General features: G+C 62.1%; 22 protein-coding genes and 1 riboswitch. Of the genes, 6 read left to right on the top strand and 16 right to left on the bottom strand.

The genetic code is table 11. From position 1 onward, the window contains the following. Positions 1-124: 124 nt before the first annotated feature. The 4 genes from IE095_RS12575 to IE095_RS12560 all read right to left on the bottom strand — a co-directional run bounded on the left by IE095_RS12575 (position 125) and on the right by IE095_RS12560 (position 4,247). Complete coding sequence (locus IE095_RS12575) at positions 125-1,066, bottom strand: helix-turn-helix domain-containing protein (RefSeq protein ID WP_189412019.1); 942 nt, start codon at positions 1,064-1,066, stop codon at positions 125-127. A 145-nt stretch (positions 1,067-1,211) separates the two neighbouring features. Further along, positions 1,212-2,195, bottom strand: coding sequence for a glycine betaine/L-proline ABC transporter substrate-binding protein ProX (proX, locus tag IE095_RS12570; RefSeq protein WP_189412018.1), 984 nt, complete (start codon positions 2,193-2,195; stop codon positions 1,212-1,214). A gap of 28 nt (positions 2,196-2,223) precedes the next feature. Then, entirely contained in the window at positions 2,224-3,159 is a 936-nt protein-coding gene (locus IE095_RS12565) for an ABC transporter permease (RefSeq protein WP_189412017.1), read from the bottom strand. Then, entirely contained in the window at positions 3,159-4,247 is a 1,089-nt protein-coding gene (locus IE095_RS12560; RefSeq protein WP_189412016.1) for a quaternary amine ABC transporter ATP-binding protein, read from the bottom strand. Before IE095_RS12560 ends, IE095_RS12565 begins: the two co-directional genes overlap by 1 nt. 129 nt (positions 4,248-4,376) lie before the next feature. On the opposite strand from IE095_RS12560, the gene IE095_RS12555 reads away from it, so the two are divergent. Genes IE095_RS12555 through IE095_RS12535 form a run of 5 tightly spaced genes read left to right on the top strand, consistent with a single transcriptional unit; the run spans position 4,377 to position 9,870 of the window. Beyond that, the gene (locus tag IE095_RS12555) at positions 4,377-5,096 is read left to right on the top strand and encodes a GntR family transcriptional regulator (RefSeq protein WP_189412015.1); all 720 of its coding nucleotides are present in this window, start codon (positions 4,377-4,379) and stop codon (positions 5,094-5,096) included. Beyond that, positions 5,093-5,995 carry a dihydrodipicolinate synthase family protein gene (locus IE095_RS12550; protein ID WP_189412014.1) on the top strand — a complete coding sequence of 301 codons (903 nt, stop codon included), beginning with the start codon at positions 5,093-5,095 and terminating at the stop codon, positions 5,993-5,995. The genes IE095_RS12555 and IE095_RS12550 overlap by 4 nt, the downstream gene beginning before the upstream one ends. Before the next feature lie 5 nt (positions 5,996-6,000). Further along, positions 6,001-7,500, top strand: a complete 1,500-nt coding sequence (locus tag IE095_RS12545) for an aldehyde dehydrogenase (protein WP_189412013.1) — start codon at positions 6,001-6,003, stop codon at positions 7,498-7,500. After that, positions 7,497-8,837, top strand: coding sequence for an NAD(P)/FAD-dependent oxidoreductase (locus tag IE095_RS12540; RefSeq protein WP_189412012.1), 1,341 nt, complete (start codon positions 7,497-7,499; stop codon positions 8,835-8,837). Before IE095_RS12545 ends, IE095_RS12540 begins: the two co-directional genes overlap by 4 nt. A 4-nt stretch (positions 8,838-8,841) precedes the next feature. Then, positions 8,842-9,870 (top strand): trans-3-hydroxy-L-proline dehydratase, encoded by a 1,029-nt coding sequence (locus tag IE095_RS12535; protein WP_189412011.1) that lies wholly within the window; start codon positions 8,842-8,844, stop codon positions 9,868-9,870. Positions 9,871-9,880: 10 nt separating this feature from the next. On the opposite strand, the gene IE095_RS12530 is transcribed toward IE095_RS12535, so the two are convergent. Genes IE095_RS12530 through IE095_RS12505 form a run of 6 tightly spaced genes read right to left on the bottom strand, consistent with a single transcriptional unit; the run spans position 9,881 to position 16,402 of the window. Next, positions 9,881-10,615: an SDR family NAD(P)-dependent oxidoreductase gene (locus tag IE095_RS12530; RefSeq protein ID WP_189412010.1), complete on the bottom strand. Its 735-nt coding sequence runs from the start codon at positions 10,613-10,615 to the stop codon at positions 9,881-9,883. After that, positions 10,612-11,346: an SDR family NAD(P)-dependent oxidoreductase gene (locus IE095_RS12525; protein ID WP_189412009.1), complete on the bottom strand. Its 735-nt coding sequence runs from the start codon at positions 11,344-11,346 to the stop codon at positions 10,612-10,614. The genes IE095_RS12530 and IE095_RS12525 overlap by 4 nt, the downstream gene beginning before the upstream one ends. Positions 11,347-11,355: 9 nt before the next feature. Beyond that, the gene (locus IE095_RS12520) at positions 11,356-12,465 is read right to left on the bottom strand and encodes a mandelate racemase/muconate lactonizing enzyme family protein (RefSeq protein WP_189412008.1); all 1,110 of its coding nucleotides are present in this window, start codon (positions 12,463-12,465) and stop codon (positions 11,356-11,358) included. Between the two features lie 44 nt (positions 12,466-12,509). Continuing rightward, positions 12,510-14,063: a trimethylamine methyltransferase family protein gene (locus tag IE095_RS12515; protein ID WP_189412007.1), complete on the bottom strand. Its 1,554-nt coding sequence runs from the start codon at positions 14,061-14,063 to the stop codon at positions 12,510-12,512. Positions 14,064-14,102: 39 nt separating this feature from the next. Then, positions 14,103-15,164: an FAD-binding oxidoreductase gene (locus tag IE095_RS12510; protein ID WP_189412006.1), complete on the bottom strand. Its 1,062-nt coding sequence runs from the start codon at positions 15,162-15,164 to the stop codon at positions 14,103-14,105. Between the two features lie 5 nt (positions 15,165-15,169). Continuing rightward, positions 15,170-16,402, bottom strand: a complete 1,233-nt coding sequence (locus tag IE095_RS12505; protein ID WP_189412005.1) for an aromatic ring-hydroxylating oxygenase subunit alpha — start codon at positions 16,400-16,402, stop codon at positions 15,170-15,172. Positions 16,403-16,592: 190 nt separating this feature from the next. Here IE095_RS12505 and IE095_RS12500 point away from each other — a divergent pair, with 190 nt between their 5' ends. Beyond that, complete coding sequence (locus IE095_RS12500; RefSeq protein ID WP_229804762.1) at positions 16,593-17,477, top strand: LysR substrate-binding domain-containing protein; 885 nt, start codon at positions 16,593-16,595, stop codon at positions 17,475-17,477. A gap of 12 nt (positions 17,478-17,489) precedes the next feature. Here the strand turns inward: IE095_RS12500 and IE095_RS12495 are convergent, their stop codons facing one another. The 6 genes from IE095_RS12495 to IE095_RS12470 all read right to left on the bottom strand — a co-directional run bounded on the left by IE095_RS12495 (position 17,490) and on the right by IE095_RS12470 (position 24,815). Then, positions 17,490-18,629 (bottom strand): OpgC family protein, encoded by a 1,140-nt coding sequence (locus IE095_RS12495; protein ID WP_189412073.1) that lies wholly within the window; start codon positions 18,627-18,629, stop codon positions 17,490-17,492. Further along, positions 18,622-20,412, bottom strand: a complete 1,791-nt coding sequence (gene mdoH / locus IE095_RS12490) for a glucans biosynthesis glucosyltransferase MdoH (protein WP_189412003.1) — start codon at positions 20,410-20,412, stop codon at positions 18,622-18,624. The genes IE095_RS12495 and mdoH overlap by 8 nt, the downstream gene beginning before the upstream one ends. A gap of 2 nt (positions 20,413-20,414) precedes the next feature. Then, positions 20,415-20,603: a hypothetical protein gene (locus IE095_RS12485; RefSeq protein WP_189412002.1), complete on the bottom strand. Its 189-nt coding sequence runs from the start codon at positions 20,601-20,603 to the stop codon at positions 20,415-20,417. A 5-nt stretch (positions 20,604-20,608) separates the two neighbouring features. Continuing rightward, complete coding sequence (locus tag IE095_RS12480; protein WP_189412001.1) at positions 20,609-22,276, bottom strand: OpgD/OpgG family glucan biosynthesis protein; 1,668 nt, start codon at positions 22,274-22,276, stop codon at positions 20,609-20,611. 226 nt (positions 22,277-22,502) lie between these two features. Further along, complete coding sequence (locus tag IE095_RS12475) at positions 22,503-23,573, bottom strand: FAD-binding oxidoreductase (RefSeq protein ID WP_373295415.1); 1,071 nt, start codon at positions 23,571-23,573, stop codon at positions 22,503-22,505. A gap of 3 nt (positions 23,574-23,576) precedes the next feature. Beyond that, positions 23,577-24,815, bottom strand: a complete 1,239-nt coding sequence (locus IE095_RS12470) for an aromatic ring-hydroxylating oxygenase subunit alpha (RefSeq protein WP_189411999.1) — start codon at positions 24,813-24,815, stop codon at positions 23,577-23,579. A 63-nt stretch (positions 24,816-24,878) separates the two neighbouring features. Next, positions 24,879-25,068: riboswitch (cobalamin riboswitch) on the bottom strand. Positions 25,069-25,240 lie beyond the last annotated feature (172 nt).

Below are 25,240 nucleotides of genomic sequence, written 5' to 3'. Positions count from 1 at the left end.
CAAGGATCGGGCGGCCTCCTCGCTGCCCTTCCCACGCAGCCTTGCCCCCTTGGCCGAGTCGTTCACCCCATGTCTCGGGCTTTGCACCCCACCCCTGTCGCAGAACTGCGACAGGTCCGGCCCACTATCGCCGGTCCAGTTTGCGATGCAGCGTCGCTCGGCTTAGACCCAGCGCCCGCGCCGCCGCCGAGATATTTCCCCCCGACCGCGCCAAGGCCCGGGCCAGCACCGCCCGTTCGGCATCCTCCAGCCGATCATGCCCCTCCAAGCCCAGCAAATCAGCCACCGGCTGCGGATGTGCGGCCAGATCCCCCGCAAGGTTCAGATACTGCCGCGCGGCCCGGGTGGCCCCGATGACCAGATCGTCGGCATCAACCGCCAACAAGGCGCCCAACCCCCGATCAAGCCCCGGCACCAGAACCATCCGCGCCTTTGGGAACCGTTGGTGGAACAAATCCGCCTCTACCTTGCGCGCGACGTCGGCAACCGTTGATCCAATCAACCCCGCGACCGCATCGCCCAGATCCGATCGCGCCGTTGACACATCGATCACCGCCATCAGCCCGCCATCAGGCCCATGGACCGGCGCCGACGAACAGCTTAGGCCGATGTTCCGCGCCAGAAAGTGCTGGTCTCTGTGAATGGTCACACTCCGCCCCTCGGCCAAACAGGTGCCGATGCCGTTCGTGCCCATCTCGGCCTCAGACCACCCCGTGCCCGTCCACAACCCCCAGTCGGCAAAGTCGCGGTCTTGGCCCGGATTGCCACGCCGATCGACGGCTATCCCCTGGGCATCGGCCAGCACGATACAGGCCCCCAATCCCCCCACTGCTTGGAACAGCCGGTCAAGATGGGGGGCTGCGGTCGGCAGCAAAGCCCCCAGCCTTTCCCGTGCAAGCGCCAGTTCGGTCGCCGTGATGCGCCGCTCGCTCCGCCGCTGGCTGGGGTCCAGTTGATAAAGCGTGGCGGAACGCGCCCATGATGCCGCCAAGGCCGACCGGGCGGCCAGTCCGCCCTGGATCGCCGCTTCGATCCGTGAAGCATGGGCATTCGTTTTTGTCGGCATCCTGCCCCCCATTGGCCGTTGCGGGGGTCCGCCCCGCCCCGCCAATCTAGTGGACAGCGCAACGCCAATCTATTGGCCAAAGGGCCAAGCCCTCGTGGCCCCGCAAACGACAAGAGGGGCATTTCTGCCCCTCTTGCTCAGCCCGTCATTCGGCAGCAGCACGCGCTTCGGCCAACCAGCTGTCATAGGTTGCTTGGTTCGCCGCGATCCAGTCATCCACATGCTTGTCAATGGCTTCCGAGCTATTTTCACCATCAGCGATCAACTTGTTTTCCGCCGAGATGTCGTTGATGTTCAGCTTGGCCACCTCGAACAGCTTGGCCGCAGCGGGGTTGGCCGCAAGAAAGTCATTGCGCGCAACGATGCCGATGTTGTCGACGGCAAAGCCCAGGTTCTTGCCGTTGAATTCGGTGTTGCCGGTGGCCCCGTCGGGCAAGGCAGTGAAAGGCACGCTCAACCATTCGACATCGCGACCGGGGACCAGAGCGCCGGAAACCCAGTAAGGCGTCCAGGTGTAGTAAAGGATGGGCTCGCCATTGCTGTGACGGGACATGACATCCGCGATCATGGCCTGATAGGCCCCCTGATTGTGGGTGACGGTGTCGCGCAGTTCATAGGCATCCATCGCGGTTTCGATCACACGCTCGCAGCCCCAGCCGGGGATGCAGCCCGCAAGATCAGCCTTGCCATCCCCATCGGCGTCGAACTTGGCGGCGATGGCGGGGTCTTTCAGTTGCGACAGGTCGGTAACGCCGCTGTCATAGGTCGCCTTGTCGATCAGATAGCCTTGCAGCGCGCCTTCGATATAGACGCCGACGCGAGACATGACGGCATCGCCGCCCGCCTCTTGGTAAAAGCCGTCATGCAGCGTGTGCCAGCTGACGGCGGTGAAATCGGCATCGCCCGTGCCCAGCGCCAGATGGATGGTCTGGTATTCGGCCTCGTTCGGGTCGGCGACGGTGTAGCCCAGATCTTCAAGCGCGCGAAAGATGATGCGGTGCTGGAAGAATTCCTCGATCTGCGTCGGCAGGATCGGGCGGACAGTGACGCCCTCGCCCGGTTTGTCATTGGCGAAAACTGGGGTCGCAAGCGACAGCACCAGCGCCGTGGTCATGGTCAGCATTTTCATTGTGTCTCTCCTGTTGGTTTCTTGTTGTTCAGTTTCGTTTTTGCAGCAGCGCGGCGACCAGCCCGACGGGGCCGGTTTGCCACCAGTGGCGATGGCCCCTTTGCCGTCCCGACCGTCCTAAACCTTGGGTGATGCGGTCCAGCACGATGGCCAGCATGACGATACCCAAGCCCCCCACGATGGCCTTGCCGGCATCCAGCCGCCCCATCGCCCGCAGAACCTCGTTCCCCAAGCCCTTGACCGAGATCATCGAGGCGATGACGACCATCGACAGCGAAAGCATGATGGTCTGGTTCAGCCCGGCCAGAATGGTGGGGGTGGCCAGCGGCAGTTCGACCTTGAAAAGGATCTGGCGGGGGGTGGCACCGAAGGCGCGGGCGGCTTCGACCACGCTGGGGTTCACACTGCGGATGCCAAGCGAGGTCAGACGCACCAAGGGAGGCAGAGCAAAGATGATGGTGACGATGACGCCCGAGACGTTGCCGATGCCGATCATCATGACGACGGGCACCAGATAGACAAAGGCGGGGATGGTTTGCATCGTGTCCAGCACGGGGCGCACGCCCAGTTCAAAGCGGTCGCTTTTGCCCGCCAGAATGCCCAAGGGCAGGCCGATCATCACGCAAAGAAGGACCGAGGAAATGACAATGGCCAGCGTGGTCATCGCCAGGGACCAGGCCATCGGGTCGAGCAGGCCCAGCACGACAAGGCAGCAAAAGACCAGCACGGCGACGCGGCGTCCGGCGGCCTGCCAGGCGATCAGCACCAGCAACAGCAGCATGATCACCGGCGGCACAGCCTGAAGCGCGCCTTCGATCCGCGCGATCACACCGTCAAAAAAACCTTTCAGCGGCTGGATCACGGAACGGTTGGCCATGGCCCAGCCCTTGATGCCATCGGCCCATTCGCCAATGCCCAGATCAATCGAGGCGAAGGGGTTCAGCCAGTCGAATGTCTTGTCCATCAGACAGCCTCCGCTTGCGGTTGGGATTGATCCTCGCGGCCCTGAATGCCGCGCAGCAGGGCGCGCCGCGTAACAACCCCCACCGCCGCCCCATCGGCCTTGATCAGGATCGGATGTTCGGAACCAACGGCCAGATCGACCAAAGTGTTCAGCTTGTCACCCGGCCCAGCCACCGGCCAAGCGGTGACATCCCCTGCCCCATGCGACTGGTTATATTGCGCCAAGGGCTGCATGATCCGCGCCGCCGTCACCAGATCCAGCTTGGAAATGCCGCCGACAAATTCGGCCACGTAATCATCTGCTGGTTCGGTGACGATCTGTTCCGGCGTGCCGATTTGCACCAGAACCCCGTCTTTCATAATGGCGATGCGGTCGCCGATGCGGATCGCCTCGTCCAGATCATGAGTGATGAACAGGGTTGTTTTATGCAGTTCCGCCGAGAGTTCCATGAATTTGGTCTGCAACTGTTTGCGGATCAGCGGGTCGAGGGCGGAAAAGGGTTCATCCATCAAAAGAATGGTCGGATCGGCGGCAATCGCCCGCGCCAGCCCCACCCGTTGCTGCATGCCGCCTGACAATTCGTCGGGGTATTTCTTCTCCCAGCCGGTCAGATCGACGGCTTCAATCGCCTGAGCCGCCACCGCGTTGCGTTTGTCTTCGGGCAGGCCCCGCACCTCCAGCGCGAAGGCGACATTTTCGCGCACCGTGCGGTGCGGCATCAGCGCCATGTTCTGGAACACCATGCCGATGCGCTGCGCCCGCAAGGCCCGCAGATCGCGCGGGTTCATTGCATTGACGTTCTGGCCTTCGATGATCACGGCCCCTGCGGTGGGTTCGATCAAGCGGTTGATATGGCGGATCAGCGTCGATTTGCCCGAGCCCGACAGGCCCATGATGCAGAAAATCTCGCCTCGTCTGACGCTGAAGGTGGCGTCCTGAACGCCGACCACACAGTCAAAGCGTTCCCGGATGTCTTTTTTCGACAAGCCTTCGCAGCGGATCGCCTCCATCGCCTTTTGCGATTTCTGGCCAAAGATCTTCCAGATCCCTTCGCAGCGAATGACATCCTCTTGCGGGCTTATGGTCATTCGCGAACTCCCTCTTTCACAAAAACAAGCACAGATTTTTATTGTAGACAATATGTATTTCGTTCCGCTACAGAGAAACGGCGTTACTTGGTCGCGGCAAATCGGGCCGGATCAAGCAAGGAGACCGCCGTGGAAACTGAGACCAGAAGCAAGAAGCAGATCTGCTTCGAGGATCTTCGGCAGAAGATCCTGACGGAGGAGTTTCAGCCGGGCAGCTATCTGGATGAGATTGAAGTGTCGGAATTCTATGGCATTTCCCGGCCACCCTTGCGCGAAATCCTGCGGCAGTTGGCGGGTGAGGGTTATGTGGTGCTGCATGAAAACCGGGGCGCGCAGGTGGCCCCGATGACGCATAAGACGCTGCGAAATTTCTTTGTGGCGGCGCCCATGATTTATGCAGGCGTGACACGGCTGGCGGCAGAACATGCGACGACGGCACAGATCGTGCGGCTGAAGGAATGCCAATGGGCCTTTCGCCAAGCGATTCGGAATGGCGACGCGGCAGAGCGGGCGCTGGGGAACGAACGGTTTCATTCGATCATCGGCGAGATGGCGGACAATGAATTCCTGCTGCCGAGCCTGCGGCGGCTGTTGATCGACCATACGCGGATCGGGATGACGTTTTACAACCCGCGCAAGACGCAGTTGGCGGAACAGCGGGAATTGGCGGCGGATCAGCATGACCAGTTCATTGCGCTGATCGAGGCGGGGGATGCGGATGCGGCGGCCGATCTGGCGGTGGCGCATTGGGAGCTGAGCCGGGCGCAGATCGAAAGTTTCGTGACGCCCGAAGGTATGCAAATTCCGCTGGGCCGCGCGCCGGGCGAAGAACGGAGAGGAGCCTCATGAAATTCGAGGGTATTTATACGCCGGTGATCACGCCGCATCACGAGGATGGAAGCATCGACCGTGACGGCTTTGCCGCGATGGTGGAGCATCTGATTGCGGCGGGGGTGCATGGTCTGATCAACGGGGGATCGACGGGGGAATATTATGCCCAGTCGATGCAGGAACGTCTGGAAATGGCGAGCCTTGCGAAAGAGATCATTGGGGAGAGGGTGCCCCTGATGGTGGGGACGGTGGCGATCCGGCTGGAGGATTCGATCACGATGGCGGAACATGCCGCCAAGATCGGGGCGGCGTCGATTCTGGTGGGAAGCCCACCCTATTCGGTGCCGACGGAACGCGAAAATGCGCTGAATGCGCTGGCGATCGACCGGGCGGCGGATTTGCCGATCATGCTGTACAACTATCCGGGGCGGATGGGGATCAACATGGGCGAGGAATTCTTGGACCGGGTGGGCCGGAGCCGGAATTTCTGTGCGATCAAGGAAAGCAGTGGGGATATCAACCGGGTGCATCTGTTGGCGCGGGATTACCCGCATATCCAGATGTCCTGCGGGATGGATGATCAGGCCTTGGAATTCTTTGCCTGGGGGGCGCAAAGCTGGGTTTGCGGCGGGTCGAACTTTCTGGCGCGGGAACATGTGGCGCTGTGGAAGGCCTGCGCGGTGGAAGGCAATTTCGCCAAGGGACGGCGGATCATGTCGGCGATGATGCCCTTGATGCGGGTGTTGGAGCAGGGCGGCAAGTTCATCCAATGCATCAAATACGGCTGCGAGATGAACGGCTTTCGCGCGGGGCCGCCAAGGGCCCCGCTGAAGGGGCTGAACAAGGATGACAAGCGGCAGTTGGAACAGGTGGTGCGGGTGTTGAAACGCACCGTGGCCGAGATCGAAGCGGAGTGAATGCGATGACCGACCTTCTGACGACCGAAGAATACAAGGCCATCGCGGCAGGGCTTTCGCTGCCGACACAGGCGTTCATCGACGGGCATTTCTGCCCGGCAAAATCGGGCAAGACCTTTGACACGGTGAACCCGGCGACGGGCAAGGTGCTGGCCAAGGTGGCGGCCTGTGGCGCGGCGGATGTGGATTTCGCGGTGGGAAAAGCGCGGGATGCGTTTGAGGATGGGCGCTGGTCACGGCTGCACCCGAGGGCGCGGAAAGAGGTGCTGATCCGGCTGGCGAAGCTGATCCAGCGGAATGCCCGCGAACTGGCGGTGATGGAGTCTTTGGACAGCGGGAAGACGATCTTTGACTGCGAAACGGTGGATGTGCCGGAAACGGTGCATTGCCTGACATGGCATGCGGAACTGATCGACAAGATTTATGATCAGGTGGCCCCGGCCTCGGACAACCATATTGCGATGGTGGTGCGCGAAGCGGTGGGTGTGGTAGGGCTGGCTTTGCCTTGGAACTTCCCCTTGCTGATGCTGGCGTGGAAGATCGGGCCGGCGCTGGCGGCGGGTTGTTCGGTGATCGTGAAACCGGCGCAGGAAACCAGCCTGACGACGCTGCGGGTGGCGGAACTGGCGATGGAGGCGGGCATTCCGGCGGGCGTGTTCAACGTGCTGCCGGGCGGCGGGGCCGAGGTGGGGGAACCCATCGGGCGGCATATGGATATTGATGCGGTGTCTTTCACCGGATCGACGGCGACGGGGCGGCGGTTCCTGACCTATGCGGCGGAATCGAACATGAAAGAGGTGACGCTGGAGATGGGGGGCAAGAATCCGGCGGTGGTGCTGGATGATGCCGAAAACCTGGACCGGGTGGCCGCGCATGTGGTGAACGGGGCTTTCTGGAATATGGGGGAAAACTGTTCTGCGACCTCACGGCTGATCGTGCAGAGGGGGGTGAAGGACGCCCTGCTGGAACGGATTGTCGCCCATGCGCGCGAATGGCCGATGGGCGACCCGCTGAACCCGGAGAACCGGGTGGGGGCCTTGGTCAGCCGGGCGCATTTCGACAAGGTGGCGGGCTATCTGGGCAAGGGACCAAAGGTGCTGCTGGGTGGCGGGGCCAAGGATGGGTTTGTCGAGCCGACGATCTTGGACATCGCGGACCGCAGCGCCAAGCAAGTGCGCGAGGAAATCTTTGGCCCGGTGCTTTCGGTGCTGACGGTAGAGAATTTTGACGAGGCCATCGCCTTGGCGAATGACAGCGAATACGGGCTGGCGGCGTCGATCTTTACCGCCAATGTGAAGCGGGCCATCCGCGGCGCGCGGGCCATTCGGGCGGGCACGGTCACGGTGAACAGCTTTGGCGAGGGGGATATTTCGACACCCTTTGGTGGGTTCAAACAGTCGGGCTTTGGCGGGCGGGACAATGGCATTCATGCCCATGACCAATACACCCAACTGAAAACCATCTGGGTTGATCTGGCCGATGACGCAGACGAGGCGGTGTCATGACAGCCTATCCTGCGCGGCGAACCCCGGTTCACCGTGGCCCGGCCGGTTGGTCGGCAATCCTGCCGGGGCAGCCTGCCCCGGTGGTGCTGCCCGGCGACATGACCGTCGATTTCGCGCTGGTGGGCGCGGGTTTCGCCGGTCTGTCTGCCGCGCGGCGTTTGCAGCAGTTGAACCCCGGCGCGCGGATTGCGGTGCTGGACGCCAGCCGTCTGGCCGAAGGCGCATCCGGCCGCAATTCGGGATTCATGATTGATCTGCCGCATGAGATCACCTCGGACGATTATGCGGGCACGGGGGATGATCGGGCGATGATCGCGCTGAACCGGCAGGCCATCGGCTTTGCTCGGGGGGCGGTCGCGGAATACGGTATTCCCGCCGATTGGTTCGATCCGGCGGGCAAGATCAATGGTGCCGCCAGCGAAACCGCCGACCGGCTGAACCAAAGCTATGCGCAGCATCTGGCGGAAATGGGTGAACCCAGCGAAAGGCTGGACGGGCAGCAGATGTTCGATCTGACGGGCAGCCGCCATTATGTGTCGGGCCTTTATACGCCGGGCACGGTGATGTTGCAGCCTGCGGGTTACATCCGCGCCTTGGGTCAGGGGCTGCGGGCCTCGGGCGTGGGGGTTTATGAGAATACGCCGGTGCAAGGCATGGCGCGGCAGGGTGGGGCATGGGTGCTTGCAACCCCCCACGGCAAGCTGCGGGCGGGCAAGGTCATTCTGGCGAACAACGGCCATCTGGAAAGCTTTGGCTTTGCCAAGGGGCGCTTGATGCATGTGTTCCTTTATGCCTCGATGACGCGCGATCTGGACGGGGCGGCTTTGCAAAGGCTGGGCGGGCAGCCACGTTGGGGGATCACGCCGTCAGACCCGATGGGCACGACAATGCGGCGGATCAGCGGGGCGCAGGGCGGCAACCGGATCATCACCCGCACCTGCGCGACGTTTGAGCCAGATATGGAGCCGAGTGCGGCCGTCTTACAGCGAACGGCGGCGGTGCATCGGCAAAAGTTTGAGGAACGCTTTCCGCAATTGGCGGGGACGGCGATGGAATATTCATGGGCGGGGCATCTGTGCCTGACGCGCAATGGGGTTTCGGTGGCGAAATCGCTGGACGAAGGGCTTTGGTCGGCGGCGGTCTGCAATGGTCTAGGCACAACACGCAGCACGTTGACGGGGATGGCGGCGGCGGAGCTCGCCTCGGGCGTGGCAAGCGGCATCACGCGGCATTTCGCGGGCGAAGTGGAGCCCACCCGCCTGCCGCCGCGTCCGTTTTCAACCGTGGGGGCCAATCTTTACCTGCGGTGGAAGGAATGGCGGGCCGGAAGGGAATAGGGGCATGCAAAGCATCAAGACGATTCATGTCATTTCAGCCCATGCCGAAGGCGAGGTTGGCGATGTGATCGTGGGTGGCGTTGCCCCGCCGCCCGGCGCGACCCTGTGGGAACAATCGCGTTTCATCGCCCAGGATGAAACTTTGCGGAACTTTGTGCTGAACGAACCGCGTGGCGGCGTGTTTCGCCATGTGAACCTTTTGGTGCCGCCCAAACATCCAGAGGCCGCGGCGGCCTTTATCATCATGGAACCCGAGGACACGCCGCCCATGTCCGGGTCAAACGCGATCTGCGTTTCGACCGTGTTGCTGGACAGCGGCATCCTGCCCATGACCGAGCCTGTGACCGAATTCATGCTGGAGGCGCCGGGTGGCTTGGTGCGCATCCGCGCGACATGCGAGGGCGGCAAAGCGCGGCGCATCTATGTGCAAAATCTGCCCAGCTTTGCACAAAAGATCGGCGTGGCGCTGGAGGTGGAAGGTCTGGGCACGCTGACGGTGGACACGGCCTTTGGCGGCGACAGTTTCGTGATGGTGGATGCCGCCGCACTGGGTTTTGCGCTGACCCCGGATGAGGCGCATGATCTGGCCGTTCTGGGCGCGCGGATCACCCGCGCCGCGACCGAGACGCTGGGTTTTCATCACCCGACCAACCCCGATTGGTGGCATTTTTCCTTTTGCCAATTTGCCGGGCCATTGACACGCGGGGCGGAAGGGCTGCGCATGGGTTCAGCGGTGGCGATCCAACCCGGCAAGATTGACCGTTCGCCCACCGGCACGGCGCTTTCGGCGCGGATGGCCTTGCTGCATGCCAAAGGCGAAATGGGGATGGGCGAGGTGTTGACGCAGGTCTCATTGATTGGATCGACCTTTGCAGGGCGCATTCTTGGCACGACAACGGTGGGTGCGCTGCCCGCGATCCTGCCGGAAATCAGCGGGCGCGGCTGGATCACGGGGATTCATCAGCACATGCTGGATCCGACAGACCCTTGGCCGGGGGGCTATCGGCTGTCCGACACTTGGGGCGCGCGATAGCTTTGCGGCTTTAGGGCAGGCTAAGCTGCGCCATGCGACCGCCATCGACGGTCCAGACCTGACCAGTGACGAAAGCGGCCTCGGCGCTGGCAAGCCAGGCAACAAGGGCGGCCACTTCTTCGGGCTTGCCGGTGCGGCCCGCGGGATGGATGCGGCCGATGTTCTGGCGAAAGGCGGTGGGGTTGGGCATGGCGTCGATGAAGGCCTCGTTCAGATCGGTGTCGATCCAGCCGGGTGCGACCGCGTTGCAGCGGATGCCTTCGCGGCCATGATCCACGGCGACAGCGCGGGTCAGCCCGTGCAGACCGGCCTTGGTGGCGCAATAGGCGGCGTGGTTTGGGTTGGAACCTAAGCCTTCGATCGAGCCGATGTTCACGATGCTGCCGCCCGTATCGCGCAGATATGGCAGGGCGGCCTGGATCAGCAGAAAGGGGGCGGTCAGGTTAACGCGCAGGTTTCGTTCCCAATCGGCAAGGGACATGTCTTCGACGCGCGATTCCTGCATCATGCCCGCGTTGTTGACCAGAATGTCCAGCCGCCCGGCCTTGGCGATCACCTCGGCCAGCACGGATTTGGGGGCGTTTGGGTCGGAAAGGTCCGCCTCAATCCCCTGCGCCTCGGCATCGTGGCCGCGTTGGGCGGTGAAGACGCGGGCCCCCTCGGCGGCCAGACGGCGGGCAATGGCCTGACCGATGCCGCTGCGTCCGCCGGTGACGAGGGCGGCTTTGCCTGCGAACCGGGTCATTTCACGGGCTTTCCGCCATTCACCTCGACCACCGTGCCGCAAAGATAGCGGGCGGCGTCGGAGGCGAGGAAAAGGATGACATCGGCGATATCCTCAGGCTCGGCGATCCGTCCCAGGGGCACGGTCTTGCCCAGTTCGGCGACGGCGGTGTCTGGATCAAAGCCGCGCTTGGCAAAGCCGGTGCGAAGCATGGGGGTGTTCACCTCGTTCGGGGCGACGGCATTGATGCGGATACCCTGATGGGCATGGTCCATGCCCATGCATTGCGTAAGGGAGGCCACGGCCGCCTTGGTCATGCAGTAAACCGCGTGGTTCGGGCCAGGACGCAGGCCCCAGCAAGAGGCGACATTGACGATAGCCCCACCGCCCGATTTGGCCATCAGGGGAATGGCGGCGCGGCTGATGCGGAAAGGGGCCTGAACATTGACGCCCAGCGACAGATCCCAATCGGCATCGCTGGTGTCGATGACGGTGCCACGGGTGATGACGCCGGCGTTGTTGATCACGATGTCCAAGCCGCCCAGCGCCTGTGCGGCGGCAAGGGGGAGGCCATCGGCATAGGCGGGGTCCAGCAGGTTGCCGGGCAGATGTGCTTCGGCTTGGATCGCTTGGGTGTCGCGGTCGGCCACGGCGACGCGGGCCCCCTCGGCGCGGAGCATGCGCACAACAGCGGCACCGATGCCGCCTGCGGCCCCGGTGACAAGGGCGGTTTTGCCTTGAAAGCGTGTCATGTTCTGCCCCTAGCCAAAGGACGCGACGGGCGCGCCGAAAATGCCGTCGTCCGGCACAACGCCAAGGCCCGGCCCCTTGGGCAAGGCGATATGGCCACCCTCAATCTTGACGCCGTTCTGGGTGTCGTAGTGGCCGTCGATATAGGGCTGGGCCAGCCAGACGCCCTCCATCAGCCGAGGCTGCACCGTGGCCCCGATCTGCGTGCAGGCGGCGGCGATGATGTCGCCGCCCCAAGCATCGTCGCAGGTGTGGGGAAGAATCCGCGCCTCACAAATATCGCGGAACGTCGCCATCGCATGAAGCCCGCCGATGCGCGTGACCTTCATGCCAAAACCATCGACCAGCCCCTGCCCTGCCACGCGGATCACCGTGGCGAGGTCTTCGCCGTTTTCATCGAGATAAATCCCGTGATGCAATTGCCCCCGGATGGCCGCGATTTCTTCGATGGAATTGCAGGGCTGCTCCAACACAAAGGGGATGTCGGGGCATTCGCGCGACAAGCGCAGCACGTCGCGGGTGGGAAGGTTGCGGTTGCCATCGGCGGCAAGGCGGACGCCGGTGCCGCGCGCCTTTTCCCAGACGCGCCGCAGCACCTCGATGTCAATCTCGACCGGGCGGCCACCGATCTTGATTTGCAGACGGGGATAGCCTTCGGCGATCTTTTCCGCCGCCATGCGGGCGATGTCGTCCGGCTCGCCCACCCCCGTCGCATAATAGCTGGGCACCCTTTCCGTCACCGCCCCGCCCAAAAGATCGGCGACCCTCACCCCAAAATGTTTGCCCATCAGATCATAGGCCGCAATATCCACCGCCGCCTTCGCATAGCGATGCCCGTTCAACAGCCCATCCATCCGACGCCGCAAGGCCAGGGGGTGCAGGGGGTTCGCGCCAATCAGGCCCTGCGCCATTTCAGCCAACGCCGCCCTTGCGCCCAAAGCGTGCTGCGGCTGATAAGTCGGCCCCACCGGACAGGTTTCGCCCCAACCGACAAGGCCCGTATCGGTCACGATCTTGACCAAGGTGCTGTCGAGCGATGAGACCTTGGAAGAGGCAATAACATACGGCCCGTTCTTGACCGGGAGTTGGTGGGAATAGACGTGGATTTCGGTGATCTTCATGGCGATTCCAGAAAACGGTCGCAGAGGGCGGCCTGTCAGAGGGGTCAGTATTCGGTGTTCAGCGCGTCTTCGGCGGGGATTTCCCGCTCCCGCCGCGCGATATAGGCGCGCAGTTCTTCGTCCACGGCTTCGTCCAGCTTGGGCTCCTGATAGTCACGCAGCAGCTTTTGCGCATGATCCAGCGCCCGACGGGTGATTTCGACGGAACCTTCCGCCTGCCACTGTTCGATGGAGTTGTTGTCGAACAGTCGGGGCATAAAAAACGCCCGTTCAAAGTTTTCCAGCGTATGGGGATGGCCCAGATAATGCCCGCCCGGCCCCACATCGCGCACGGCGGAAAGGCCCGCGTCAAAATCATCCCAGCGGGGGCCTTCGGCCATCCGATAGCCCATGGCGCACATTTCAGCATCGACGACGAATTTCGCGGTGGAACAATGCATCCCCGCCTCATTCCAACCGGCCGAATGCCAGATGTAATTCGCCCCGGCGTGCAGCACGGCGTTCATCGTCATGGCGGATTCATAGCCTGCCTGGGCGTCAAAGGTCTTGGCCCCGCCCAAAAGGTTCGAGGTTCGCCAAGGCACGTTGTAGAACCGCGCCATCTGGCCGATCATGAAATTCATCAGGCTGATTTCGGGGGTTCCCGCCATCGGCGCCCCGGATTTCATGCTGACGGTGGAAAGGTAATGCCCATAGATCGCGGGGGCACCTTTGCGGACAACTTGCGTATAGGCCAAGGCCGACAGCGCCTCGGCATTCAGTTGCGCCACGGCGGGGGCGACCGAGGCGGGGGTGTTGGCCCCGCCCAAGACGAAGGGCGAACACAGCACGGGCTGGTTCCGTTTGATGAAGGCCCGCATGGCCGACAGCATGGTTTCGTCCCAGACCAACGGCGAGTTGCCGTTGCAATTGCCGGTGACGACGGGGGTTTCCTCCAGCACCTCGCGCCCGAACAGGATGTCGCACATCGCCATGACATCCTCGGCATTGCGGCCCGAGGTGGTCATGCCCATGAAGGTCTTGTCGGAATATTTCATCGAGGAATAGGTGATGTGCAGGTGCCGGTGGCTGACCTTGATGTCCATCGGTTCGACAATGTGATGCGCGGTCGAATGCAGCGCAGGCGACATATGCGACAGTTTGTGGAACATGTTCAGATCAGCGATGGTCGGCCAGCGGCGGACATCGTCCAGATCGCGCAGAAAGGGTGCGCCGGTCATGGGCACAAAGATGGAATGCTTGCCACCAAAGGGCAGGCTGCGTTCGGGGTTCCGCGCGCGATAGTTCCAGCCCGAGGGGATGGTGGAAATCAGTTCGCGCACAAGGCCGCGGTCCAGATACACCCTGTCGCCGCGCACATCGGCCCCAGCGCGACGCCAATCGGCCAGCGCGATGTCATCGCGAAAGATGACGCCCACCTCTTCGAGGATCGACATTGAGGCATCGTCGATCTGTTCGATGCGGTCGGGGCTCATCACCTCGCATTCGGGCAGACCGCGTTTCAGCGCGGGCAGCATGTCGAAATCGGGGGCGGCGCGCAGGGCACGTCTGGCCCCCCGACCACCAGCGCGGGCGTGCTTTGCAGCAATCTCGTTCATCATCAGACCCCAGACAGAGGAAAGCGAAAGGAGGGGCGGTCAGACATTGACCACCACCGCGCCTTGCGGGCGGGAACAGCAGGCGAGGATATAGCCCTCAGCCATTTCGTCGTCGGAAATGCCGCCGTTGTGGACCATCGCCACATCGCCCGACAATTTCTGCACTTTGCAGGTTCCGCAGAGGCCAAAGTTGCAGCTTGAGGGGATGTTCAGCCCCGCCTTGCGCGCGACGGCCAGCACGGTTTCGGTGCCATCACAGGGCACAACCTTGCCGCTGCCTGCAAAGGTGATTTCGGCGCTGGCCGCCGGGGTCGCCAGTTCGATCGGCATTTCGGTCAGGGCGGGGGCGGCAAAGCTTTCTTCATGATAGCGGGCCATGTCATAGCCCAGACTTTGCAGCATTTCCCGCACAGCCCGCATGAAGGGTTCGGGGCCGCAGCAAAACACCTCGCGTTCCAGATAATCGGGGGTCATCAGGCCCAGCATGATCTGCGACAGGCGGCCACGATAACCGGACCAGACTTTGTAAGGTTCCACCTCCTCAACCGTGAAGCGCAGTTGCAGGCCGGGCACGCGGCTGGCGAATTGTTCCAGCCTTTGGCGAAAAATGATGTCCGAAGGTTTGCGGGCGGCGTGGACAAAGACGATGTCGGGCATTTCGCCGGAATCCCAGGCCCAGGTGGTCATGGACATCAGGGGGGTGATGCCCGAGCCTGCGGAAATGAACAGGTATTTCGCCGCCGGGTGGCGCAGGAAGGTGAAGGCCCCGGCGGGACCATAGGCCTTGATCCGCATGCCGGGTTTCAGATGATCCAACATCCAGCGGGTGCCAAGGGAACCGGGGGCGGCCTTGACGGTGATCGAGATCGAGAGGGGCCGCGAGGGGGAGGAGGAGATGGTATAGGTGCGTGACAGATTGCCGCCGGGCAGCGGCAGATCAAGGGTGATGAACTGGCCGGGCTGATAGTCGAACCAAGCGCCCGAGGGCGCGCGAAAGGCGATGGTGGCGCTGTCCTCGGTTTCGGGGATCACCATGGCGCATTCCAGCAACTCGCTGTCCTGCCAAGGGGCTGCGGCCCAGTTCTGGCGGGGCTGGGCCATCGCGGCTATTCCGCCGCGACCTGACGCGGCCCAGTGACCGACCGCGTCATACTCTGCAAATACCAGTCAATGAACTGTGCCACGCCACTTTCCTGCTTCATCGAATAGGGTCCGGGCTCATAGGCAGGTGACGAAATACCGATCTGGTTTTCTTCAACCACGCGGCGGTCTTCGTCATTGGTGGCAAGCCAGACCTCGGTCAGGCGGGTCAAATCGTAATCGCGGCCCTCAACGGCATCCTTGTGAACCAGCCAGGTCGTCGTCACCTCGGTTTCCGAGGCGCTGATCGGCATCACGCGGAAGTTCAGCACATGGTCGGATAAGAAGTGGTTCCATGTATTGGGGTAATGAAAGAACAGCAGCGATCCGGCATTGGCAAAGGGCATACCGGGGATCAAGGGGGCCGCGGCTTTGCCATCCATCGTATAGCTGACAGCGTCACCGACAAAGGGGATGCGGACCAACCGCCACTGCTCGTTCGGCGCGATCACATAGCGCGAGGGCAAACCCGCCTCTTCGCAACGGTTCACATGGGCGGCCCCGACGGGTGAAGACAGGCTGTCGTCTGACCCCACAAGATCGGGGTCGTCGTTGAAGGTGCGGCAAAGGGCCGGATGCGCCCCCGCGCAATGATAACATTCGCGGTTGTTTTCCAGAACCAGCTTCCAATTGCCCTTCTCAACGATCCGCGACTGATGGGCGACCTTCATATCGGCCAAGTCATGCCGGGCGGTATAGCGGTCGGCAGCCTGTTTCATCAGGCCGAAATCGGGCGGGTTGTCGGCAAGGCAGATGAAGATCATGCCCGCCGTTTCGGCACAATGAACCGGTTTCAACCCATATTTCGAGGCATCGAAATCCGCCCCCATATCGCGCGCCCAAAGCAGTTTGCCATTCGTGTCATAGGTCCATTGATGATAGGGGCAGACCAGTTTCGCCGCGGTGCCCGAAGGCTTGGCGCACAGCCGCTGGCCCCGGTGACGGCAGACATTGTGAAAGGCGCGGATCATCCCATCGCTGCCTTTGACCACCACAATCGGATAGGCCCCCAATTGCAGCGAAACATAGGCCCCCGCTTTGGGCAGTTCTGCGACCGAGGCGGCAAACATCCATTCCCGATACCAGATCACGTCCAACTCGGCCTGATAAATATCCGCATCGGTGTAAAACGGGCGCGACAGCGAACGACCCGAAATCTGGGCTTGCAACAGCGAAAGAAGATGGCCTTGGTCGATCATTGCCTTGGTTTCCTGCTAGGGGGCATCGCGCTTCGTTGCGCCATGTCTTGCCCGAAACTCGCCCTCGACCGTCCCAGGCTCAACCATAGAAATTCTCGACAGATAGATAACTTCAGGTTATGTATCGCACATATTCCCCAAAGGTCATCCCTTGCCCAACCTGCGCCGCAGCATCCCCTCTCTCAGCGCCTTGGCCACATTCGAGGCCGCCGCACGTCTGGCCAGCTTCACCCTCGCCGCCGCCGAGTTGGGCGTCACCCAGGCCGCTGTCAGCCGCCAGATCAAGGTGCTTGAGGATGACCTGAACGCCCCCCTCTTCGTCCGCGCCCATCGCAAAGTCGTCCTCACCCCCGCCGGCAAAGCCCTTGCCTCCACCGTCACCCAATCCTTCGCCCAGATGGCCGAAATGATCGAAACCATCCGCCGCCCCAACGCCACCGATGCCGTTTCTGTCGGCGCCACCTTGGCCTTCAGCCATTTCTGGATCTTGCCCCGCCTCTCAGAATTCCGTGCCCTTCATCCTGACATCCGCCTGAAACTCATCGCCGAAGACAGCACGACCGACCTCCGCCGCGACCGGCTGGATGTCTGCATCCGCTATGGCAAGCCCCCCTTCCCCGATGCCAATAGCATCGCCCACCACCCCGATCAGGTCTTTGCCGTTTGCAGCCCCGCCCTTCTTCAAAAGCTTGATATCGACCGCCTCCACGCCGACATCACCCGCATGCCCCTCATCGCCTCTGACAATGTGAACCCCGCCTGGCTCACCTGGCGCAGCTGGGCACAGGCGGTTGGCCTAGGCCCCGCCTTGGGCAAGGCCTCCGACCGCAGCCGCCTGCGCTTTAACCACTACACCGATACGATCGAGGCTGCCCTCAACGGCGAAGGCGTCGCCCTAGGCTGGGCTGCGCTTTTGGCCAACCACATGGCCCAAGGACGTCTCGTGAAACTCGGCCCCCATGTCCTCACCGGCGAAGAGGCCTATCATGTCCTTGTTCCCAAGGGCCGCACCCCTTCGCCCTCAACCCAGATCTTTCTGGATTGGCTCGCCAAAAGTTTCGCCATGAAACCCTAGGGCAAGATCGCCTCAGGCCGCCGCTCGTGGCCAGTTCATCCGCACCCAGGCCAACGCGAATTGCAGCCCCAGACCCAGACCCAGCAACAGGCTGTCCATCACCAGATCCCGCCCTGTCACATGCTTCACACCTTGCAGGAAAATTGCCAGCAAGGTTCCCAACGCAAAGACCGGCAAGGCCTGCCGCCCCATAATCTCCAACGGACGAAAGATCGCCTTCCCGCAAATCTGCCGCAGCGCCGGAAAGCTGGAGATGAAATAGGTCAGCGCCAGAATATGCAGCAAACGCGGCAGCGTTTCATAGGTCTTGTCAAAGGCCACCAGAAACCACGGTGCCCCCATCTTGTACAATTCCCCCAGCAGCGGAAACACCGTTTCCCGCACCATCGGAATCCGCTGCCACAACAGCACGAACAGCAAAAACCCACCCGTCAGCCATTGCAGCCAAGGCCGGATCGGCACCAACCGCCGCCCCTCTTTCGTGGCCATCCCCGTCAACAGACCCACCACGAACAGCACCTGCCAACAGAACGGATCAAAGAACCATCCCCCGCTTTGCGGATAGCGCGGCAGGTTCAGCCGCCAGTTCGCCGCAACCGCCCAAAGCAGGAACGAAAGACCCAGCACCACCAAGGGCCAACGCCGCCCCGCCCAGAACACCAAGGGCGACGCTAGCAGCAGAACCGCATACAGCGGCAGGATATTCGTATAGCCAAACTGATGCGTCAAAAGCGGCACGCCCAGCAGCACCTTCACCGGCTGTTCAAACAGCACGTTGAATTCGTTTTCCCGAAACAACTGGCCATTGTTCAGCCACAGCACCACCACCGCCGCACAGGCCAAGGCCCAGGCCGTCACCGTCAGATGCACCAGATAAAGCGTCCAGGCCCGCCCCCAGACCCGCCCCAGCCCCGCCCAGATCCGCCCCGGCGTCGCAAAATCGCGCGAATAGGCCAGACCCGCCGCGATGCCCGACATCATCACGAAAGCCTCGGCCGCGTCGGAAAAGCCAAAGTTCCGGCTCGTCAACCGCTCGAACGCATTGCCCGGCACATGGTTGATAAAGATCATCACCAGACAAAGCCCGCGAAAGACATCCAGCCGCGGATCGCGCAGCGAAGGCCCGCGCGGCGGGACAGTGGTTTCAGGCATGGCGGACAGCAGCCCCTTGCAAATCATCAGCACTCACAGCCGCCGCAATGCCCTGCCAGCCTTGCAGGATCAAGTCATGCTGTTGGATGATCGGCGCAGAATGGCGTGCCACCGGCGTTGAAAAGATCGCCGACCGCGCCTTTTGCGAGGACCAGCTGATGATCAGCGGCGACAGAACCATCGGCAGGGCCACCGGCAAAAGCCATGGCACCAGTTCCGGCGACAGCCATTCCGCCGCCCCCAGCACCGCCACACCCGACCAGACGATCCAGTGGCTTGCGGCCCAAGCCTCGGCCAGCGTCAGACTGCCATCGCCGCGCGATTGCGCGGGCCAGCCGCCATCCGCCCCGCGCACCACCTGCACCACGGAACGGGTTTGATACATCAGAAAGATCGGGGCCGTCATCGCCGCGAACAGCAATTCCCCCAGCACCGATTTCAGGGTCGCAAGCCAGCCGCCATAGCCCTGCGCCCGGCCCGACATCCCCGCCGAAAGCAGGATCAGCAGCTTAGGCAGGAACAACAGGCCAAAGACCCCCACGGCCAGCCCCAGCGCTTCGGTTGTCGCACTGGCGGGCAGCACCGGAAAAGGCCAGGATTCAATGGGGAAATAGTCAATCGGGCCGACAAATAGTGGGGCGGCGATCGAGGCCGCCAGAAAGCCCAGCCAGAACACCGCCGAGACATAGGCAAAGATGCCCTGCAAGAACACAAAGCGGCTCCAGCCCTTCATCCCCGGCGCAAACAAAAGGCGTGTGTGTTGCAAGTTGCCCTGACACCAGCGCCGGTCACGTTTGGCATGGTCCACCATGTTTTCCGGCGCTTCCTCATAGCTGCCGCCCAGATCGTCATCGACCCGCACCGTCCAGCCCGCCCGCGCCAACAGCGCCGCCTCAACATAGTCATGGCTCAGCACATGGCCGCCAAAGGGCGCTTGGCCTGACAGTTCCGGCAGGCCGCAAGCCTCAGCAAAGGCGCGGGTCCGCACAATGGCGTTGTGCCCCCAGAAAGGCCCCGTCTTGCCCTGCATCATCGCAAGGCCCCGCGCAAAGACCGGCGAATAAAACGTCGCCGCAAATTGCATCGCCCGGCCAAAGCGCGATTGCGCCCGGATCACCACGGGCAGCGTCTGCAACAAACCCAGATCGGGCGCGACTTCCATCCGCCGCACCATCTCGACCAGGGTTTCCCCCTCCATCAGACTGTCGGCATCCAGAATCACCAGATAGTCATAGGCCGCACCCGACCGTTTGATGAAATCCTCGATATTCCCGGCCTTGCGCCCCTTGTTGCTGTCCCGGCGGCGGTAAAAGATGCGGCCTTCGCCCTTGGTCTGCTCCAACAACCGCAGGAACCAGTGGCGCTCTTGTCGCGCCACATCCTCATTCCTTGTGTCCGACAGGATCGCAAAATGAAAATGTGCGCCCTGCCCTGTTTCCCGCAGCGAAAGGTCCATCGCCGCGATCCGCGCAAAGGTCGCGGCGGGGTCTTCGTTATAGACGGGCACCAAAACGGCGGTGCGTACCTTCAAAGGCCCTTCTTGGCGCGGTCTTGTCGGCGGATGCGTCGTCAAACCCGCCAATGCGGTAAAGGCCCCCCAGGCCAGCGCAAAGGTCGAAAGGAAGATGAGTGTCGAACGGACAAGGTCCATCACGTCCAAACCATCCGCCGTGCCGAATTGCAGAAAAAGGTAAAAGCCCCCCCCACCCGAGGCGAGAGAGGCTGTCAAGATGATCGTTCGGATCAGAAGGACCCTGGTGTCGACCCCACCTTGGGAAGGCATGATCAATGGCCTGCTTTCGCCGCCTGCCAGGGGGCCATGATCTGACGCAGAACAAAGGGCAGAACCCCGCCCGCCTGCATCACGGCCTGCATCGTCGGCGTTTCCAGAACCTGCACCGGCATGTCCATCGGCGCATGGGGCAGCGCCCCCAGTTCCAGCGCGCGGCGATCCAGTTCCAATTCGTCTTCCATCGTCATCACTTCACATTGACCCATTGATAGAGCCAGACTTCCGTCAGCTTCTGACCATAACCCGCAACATGGGCCGACAGTTCCACCACGGCATTGTCTGCCGCCGAAACATCGACGGCCAACCGCCAGATGTCGGTGCCTGCCAGTTTATCCAGCGTCATGCCCGCAATTTCACCATTTGCCACGGTGACGATCGGCTGGATCATCGAATCGGGGCCTTGGTCTTTCGCCGGCGGGAAACGCTTCAGCGGCGGCAGCGTCACGTCCTGCGGCATCTGCCCCAGCATTCCACCCTTGAAATCAATCACGAACTTGCGCTGACCGACTTCCGGCGGCAGGCCTGCCACGCCCCCCAGCCCGGCGCGGGTTTCGTCGACATGCGCCAGCTTTTCCTTGCCGTCCAGCAGCAGATCGCCCCAATGCATCCGATAGCTGTATTCCCGCGCATCGCCCGCCTTGGCCGGCTGTTCCGGGATCCAATAGGCAACGATGTTGTCATTCGCTTCCAGATCCGTCGGGATCTCCACCAGCCGCACCACACCCTTCCCCCAGTCGCCCAAGGGCTCGATGTCCAGCGACGGCCGCTTTTCATAGAAAGCACCCGTATCATGATAGCTTTCAAACTTCCGGTCCCGCTGATGCAGCCCGAACCGCAACGGGTTTTCTTCCCCGAAATAGCTCCCCGACAGTTTCTTCGGGTTGTTCAAAGGCCGCCAGATCCGGTCGCCCCCCCGCCGTTCAATCAGCAGACCATCGCTGTCATGCACGTTCGGCCGGAAATCATCAAAATCCGTCCGGTTCTTTTCCGAATAGAAGAACATCGAGGTCAGCGGCGCCACCCCCAACTCTTCCACATCCTGCCGGAAGAACAGCCGCGCCGTCACATCCACCGTCGTCACGCTGTCCGGACGGATCACCATCCGATAGGCCCCCGTCACGCTTGGCCCTTCCAGCGTCGCATAGACCGTCACCACATCCCCGCCACTCGCATCCGGTTCCAGATAGAAGTTCGAGAACCGCGGGAATTCCTCCCCCTGCGACGTCGCCGTGTTCACCGCCAGCCCCCGCGCCGACAGCCCATAGGCCGAACCCCGCCCCAGAAAGCGGAAATACGACGCCCCCACAAAACTCCCCAGCTCATCCAGGAAATCCGGCCGGTTCAACGGATGGTTCAAACGGAACCCCGCCACACCCGGCAATTCCGCATGTTCCGGCACCCGTTCCGCCAGCTCATTCCGATATTCGAAATCATCGGTCGAGAAATGCATCTCTTCCGCCATTTCGCCCTTCACCTCGTACAGGCGCACCGGCTCTGGGAACAGCCACCCCATATGGAACGCCCCCAGACGGAACGGCGTCCCCTTGTCCTTCCACCGCATCGCCTTGTCGCGGAAATTGATCAGACGGTAGTCGTCATAGTCCAGTTCGCCCAAGAACCCCTCAGGCGCCGCCTGCGTCGCAAAAGGCTGCGTCGCCAGCGCCTTCATCTGCTCGCTCAGAATATCGAACGAAAAGGGCTGCGCCACGGGCGCCACAGGCGTTTCTGCACCTGCATCCTGCGCCAACGCCGCAAGCGGGCGCAGGCCAAAGAACGTCGCCGGGGCCACGGCCGCGGCAACCGACAAAAGAGCCCGACGCGAGACGGGAACAGCGCTGATCCTGGAAGAGGTCATGGAGGCCTTTAAAAAGACAGGGTTTTCACAGCTTGAAGGGCATGCGACTCGGCGCGGATATAGCGCCGCTTGCCCCTTCACCGCAAGCGGGCTTGACGGGGAATTCTGCGACTTCCCGCGCACAGATCGGCAATCCCTCGCCGATCTGTGCAAAAAGCGAATAGCGGCTATGCTGCACATGCAAGGTCAGGCGGATTGTCGCTTTTCCGACCCCTGCCAAAGCCCCTTAAACCGCCAGTTCCACCTGACCCATCGGATGCGAACAACAGGCCAGAATGAAGCCCGCCGCAATGTCATCCTCGGAAATGCCGCCGTTGTGCACCATATGCACATCCCCCGACAGCTTCTGCACCTTGCACGTCCCGCAAAGCCCGAAATTGCAGCCCGACGGAATGTTCAACCCCGACCGCTTGGCCACCGCCAACACCGTATCGGTTTCCGCACAAGGCGCCGTCACCCCGCTGCGCGCAAACACCACCTCGGCCGCGCTGCCCTCAATCGGGACCACATCATGAATCACAGGGGCCTCAGCCTCCGTCCGGACGGCTGCCCCGAAACTTTCCTGATGATAACGCGCCATGTCATAGCCCAAAGACGCCAGCATCTCGCGCACCGCCTGCATGAAAGGCTCTGGCCCGCAGCAGAACACTTCCCGCTCTAGGTAATCCGGGGCCATCAGCCCCAGCATGATCTGGTTCAAACGCCCCTCATAACCATGCCAAGCCCGGAAAGGATCAGGGGCCCCCACGGTGAATCGCAACCGCAGCCCCGGCACCCGGTTCGCAAACTGCTCCAGCCTTTCGCGAAAAATGATCTCGGACGGGCGACGCGCCGCATGAACAAAGGTGATGTCCGGCATCTCGCCAGAATCCCAGGCCCAGGTCGTCATCGACATCATCGGCGTGATCCCCGACCCGGCCGAAATGAACAGGTATTTCTTGGCCTTGTGCCGATGAAAGCTGAAAATCCCGCTTGGCCCATAGGCCTTGATCCGCGCCCCCGGCTTCAGATGCTCCAACATCCAGCGCGTGCCGATGCTGCCCTTCTGCGCCTTGACCGTGATTGAAATCGACAGGGGCCGCGAGGGTGACGAAGAAATCGTATAGGTCCGCTGCACATTGCCGCCGGGCACCGGCAGATCCAGCGTGATGAACTGCCCCGGCTGATAGTCGAACCAAGCCCCCGAGGGCGCGCGAAAGGTAAAGGTGGCCGTATCCGCCACATCCGGCACCACCATCGCACATTCCAGCATTTCGCTGTCAGACCAAGGCTTTGCCGTCCAATTCTGTTGGTTCATCATCTACTCCGCCGCCATCGCGCGCTGCGGCGCCAGCCGTTCCTGCATCGTGCTGCAATACCAATCCACGAACTGGATCACGCCTTCCTCTTGGATCGTCGAATAGGGCCCCGGCTCATAGGCGGGCGACAGAATGCCCTTCTGGTTTTCTTCCACCACCTGCCGGTCTTCGTCATTGGTGTTCATCCAGACATGGGTCAGGTTTTCCAGATCGTAATCCACCCCTTCCACCGCGTCCTTATGCACCAGCCAATGCGTCGTCACCTGCGTTTCCGTGGCGCTGATCGGCAGTACCCGGAACACGATGGCATGATCGCCCAGAAAATGGTTCCAGGTGTTCGGATAGTGGAAAAACAACAGGCTGCCCGCATCGTTAAAGGGCATCGCCCCCATCCGCTTGGCCACCGCTGCCTTGCCATTCATCGTATAGCTTTCCGCCTGATCCAGCAGCGGAATCCGCGCCAACCGCCATTGCATCCGCGGATGGTTCACAAAACGCGATGGCAGGCCTGCCGCCTCACACCGCTGCCAATGCGCCAGAATATCGGGGCTGGCGCTGTCCGGCCCCTCCATCGCGGTCATGCGCGGATTGTCCGAATAGGTGCGACACAGCGACGGGTGCGAACCGCCACAGTGATAGCATTCGCGGTTGTTCTCGATCACCAGTTTCCAATTGCCCTTTTCCACGATGGTCGAGGAATGCGCCACCTTGGCATCTTTGAGTCCCGAAGGGGCCAGATAGGGCATCAGGTTCTTGGCCAGATCGGCGATGGGGGGCGGCACTTCCGCCAGACAAAGGAAGACCATCCCACCCAGATCGACACAATGCACCTTTTTCAGCCCATGCTGCGCCGGGTCAAAACTGTCCTGCATGTCACGGGCATAGATCAGCTTGCCATCCAGATCATAGGTCCACTGGTGATAGGGGCAGACCAGACGCGGGGTTGTGCCGGTTTCCTTGGCGCAAAGGCGCTGGCCCCGGTGACGGCAGACATTGTGAAAGGCGCGGATCATCCCATCGTTGCCGCGTGTGACGACCAAAGGATAGGCCCCGACCTGCAAGGTCACAAAGGCACCCGCTTTCGGCAATTCGCAGGCCGGAAGGGCGAACAGCCATTCCCGGTAAAAGATGTTCTGCAAATCCAGCGCAAAGACGCCCTCATCACAGTAAAGATCGCGGTCAAGCGAATAGTCCGGGCGGCGCGCATCAAGACGCGCCAGCATGTCGTGCTGGCTCAGCATTCTAACCTCGCTAACCCGTGCCTCCCCGCGCGGGTCTGGTGACTGGGGCACGGGGGGAACCCCCGCAGGTGACGTTGCAAGGCTGGTTTCCGGGCTGGGGAAGTGGGCCTTTGCCCCTCTGCCGCACCTTCCCGGGTTCCTCGTCCCAGTGGCCTTGCGCCAGTCTTCCATCACCGTTGCGGGGGCAGCGCCGGTATCCCACCGGCTTCCCAATTCTCTGCCTTGCGGCAGCACCTTGCCGGGCCAGATCACCACATCGTCCAATGTCGCGATGATCCATTTGCGACAGATCATGCGCTGCGGGGGACAGGGTGCGATTTAGGTGTTTTGGGGGGACGGGCGCTTGGCCATCATGGGCGTTCAAACCGCCCACGATGCTTAACAAAGGCTGAATGAAATTCACATACTATAATTAAATCAATAAC

It is taken from the genome of Neogemmobacter tilapiae, assembly GCF_014652215.1.
Taxonomy (GTDB): Bacteria; Pseudomonadota; Alphaproteobacteria; order Rhodobacterales; family Rhodobacteraceae; genus Neogemmobacter; species Neogemmobacter tilapiae.
Note: the sequence above shows the minus strand (reverse complement) of the source record. Positions and strands in the feature narration are given on the sequence as shown.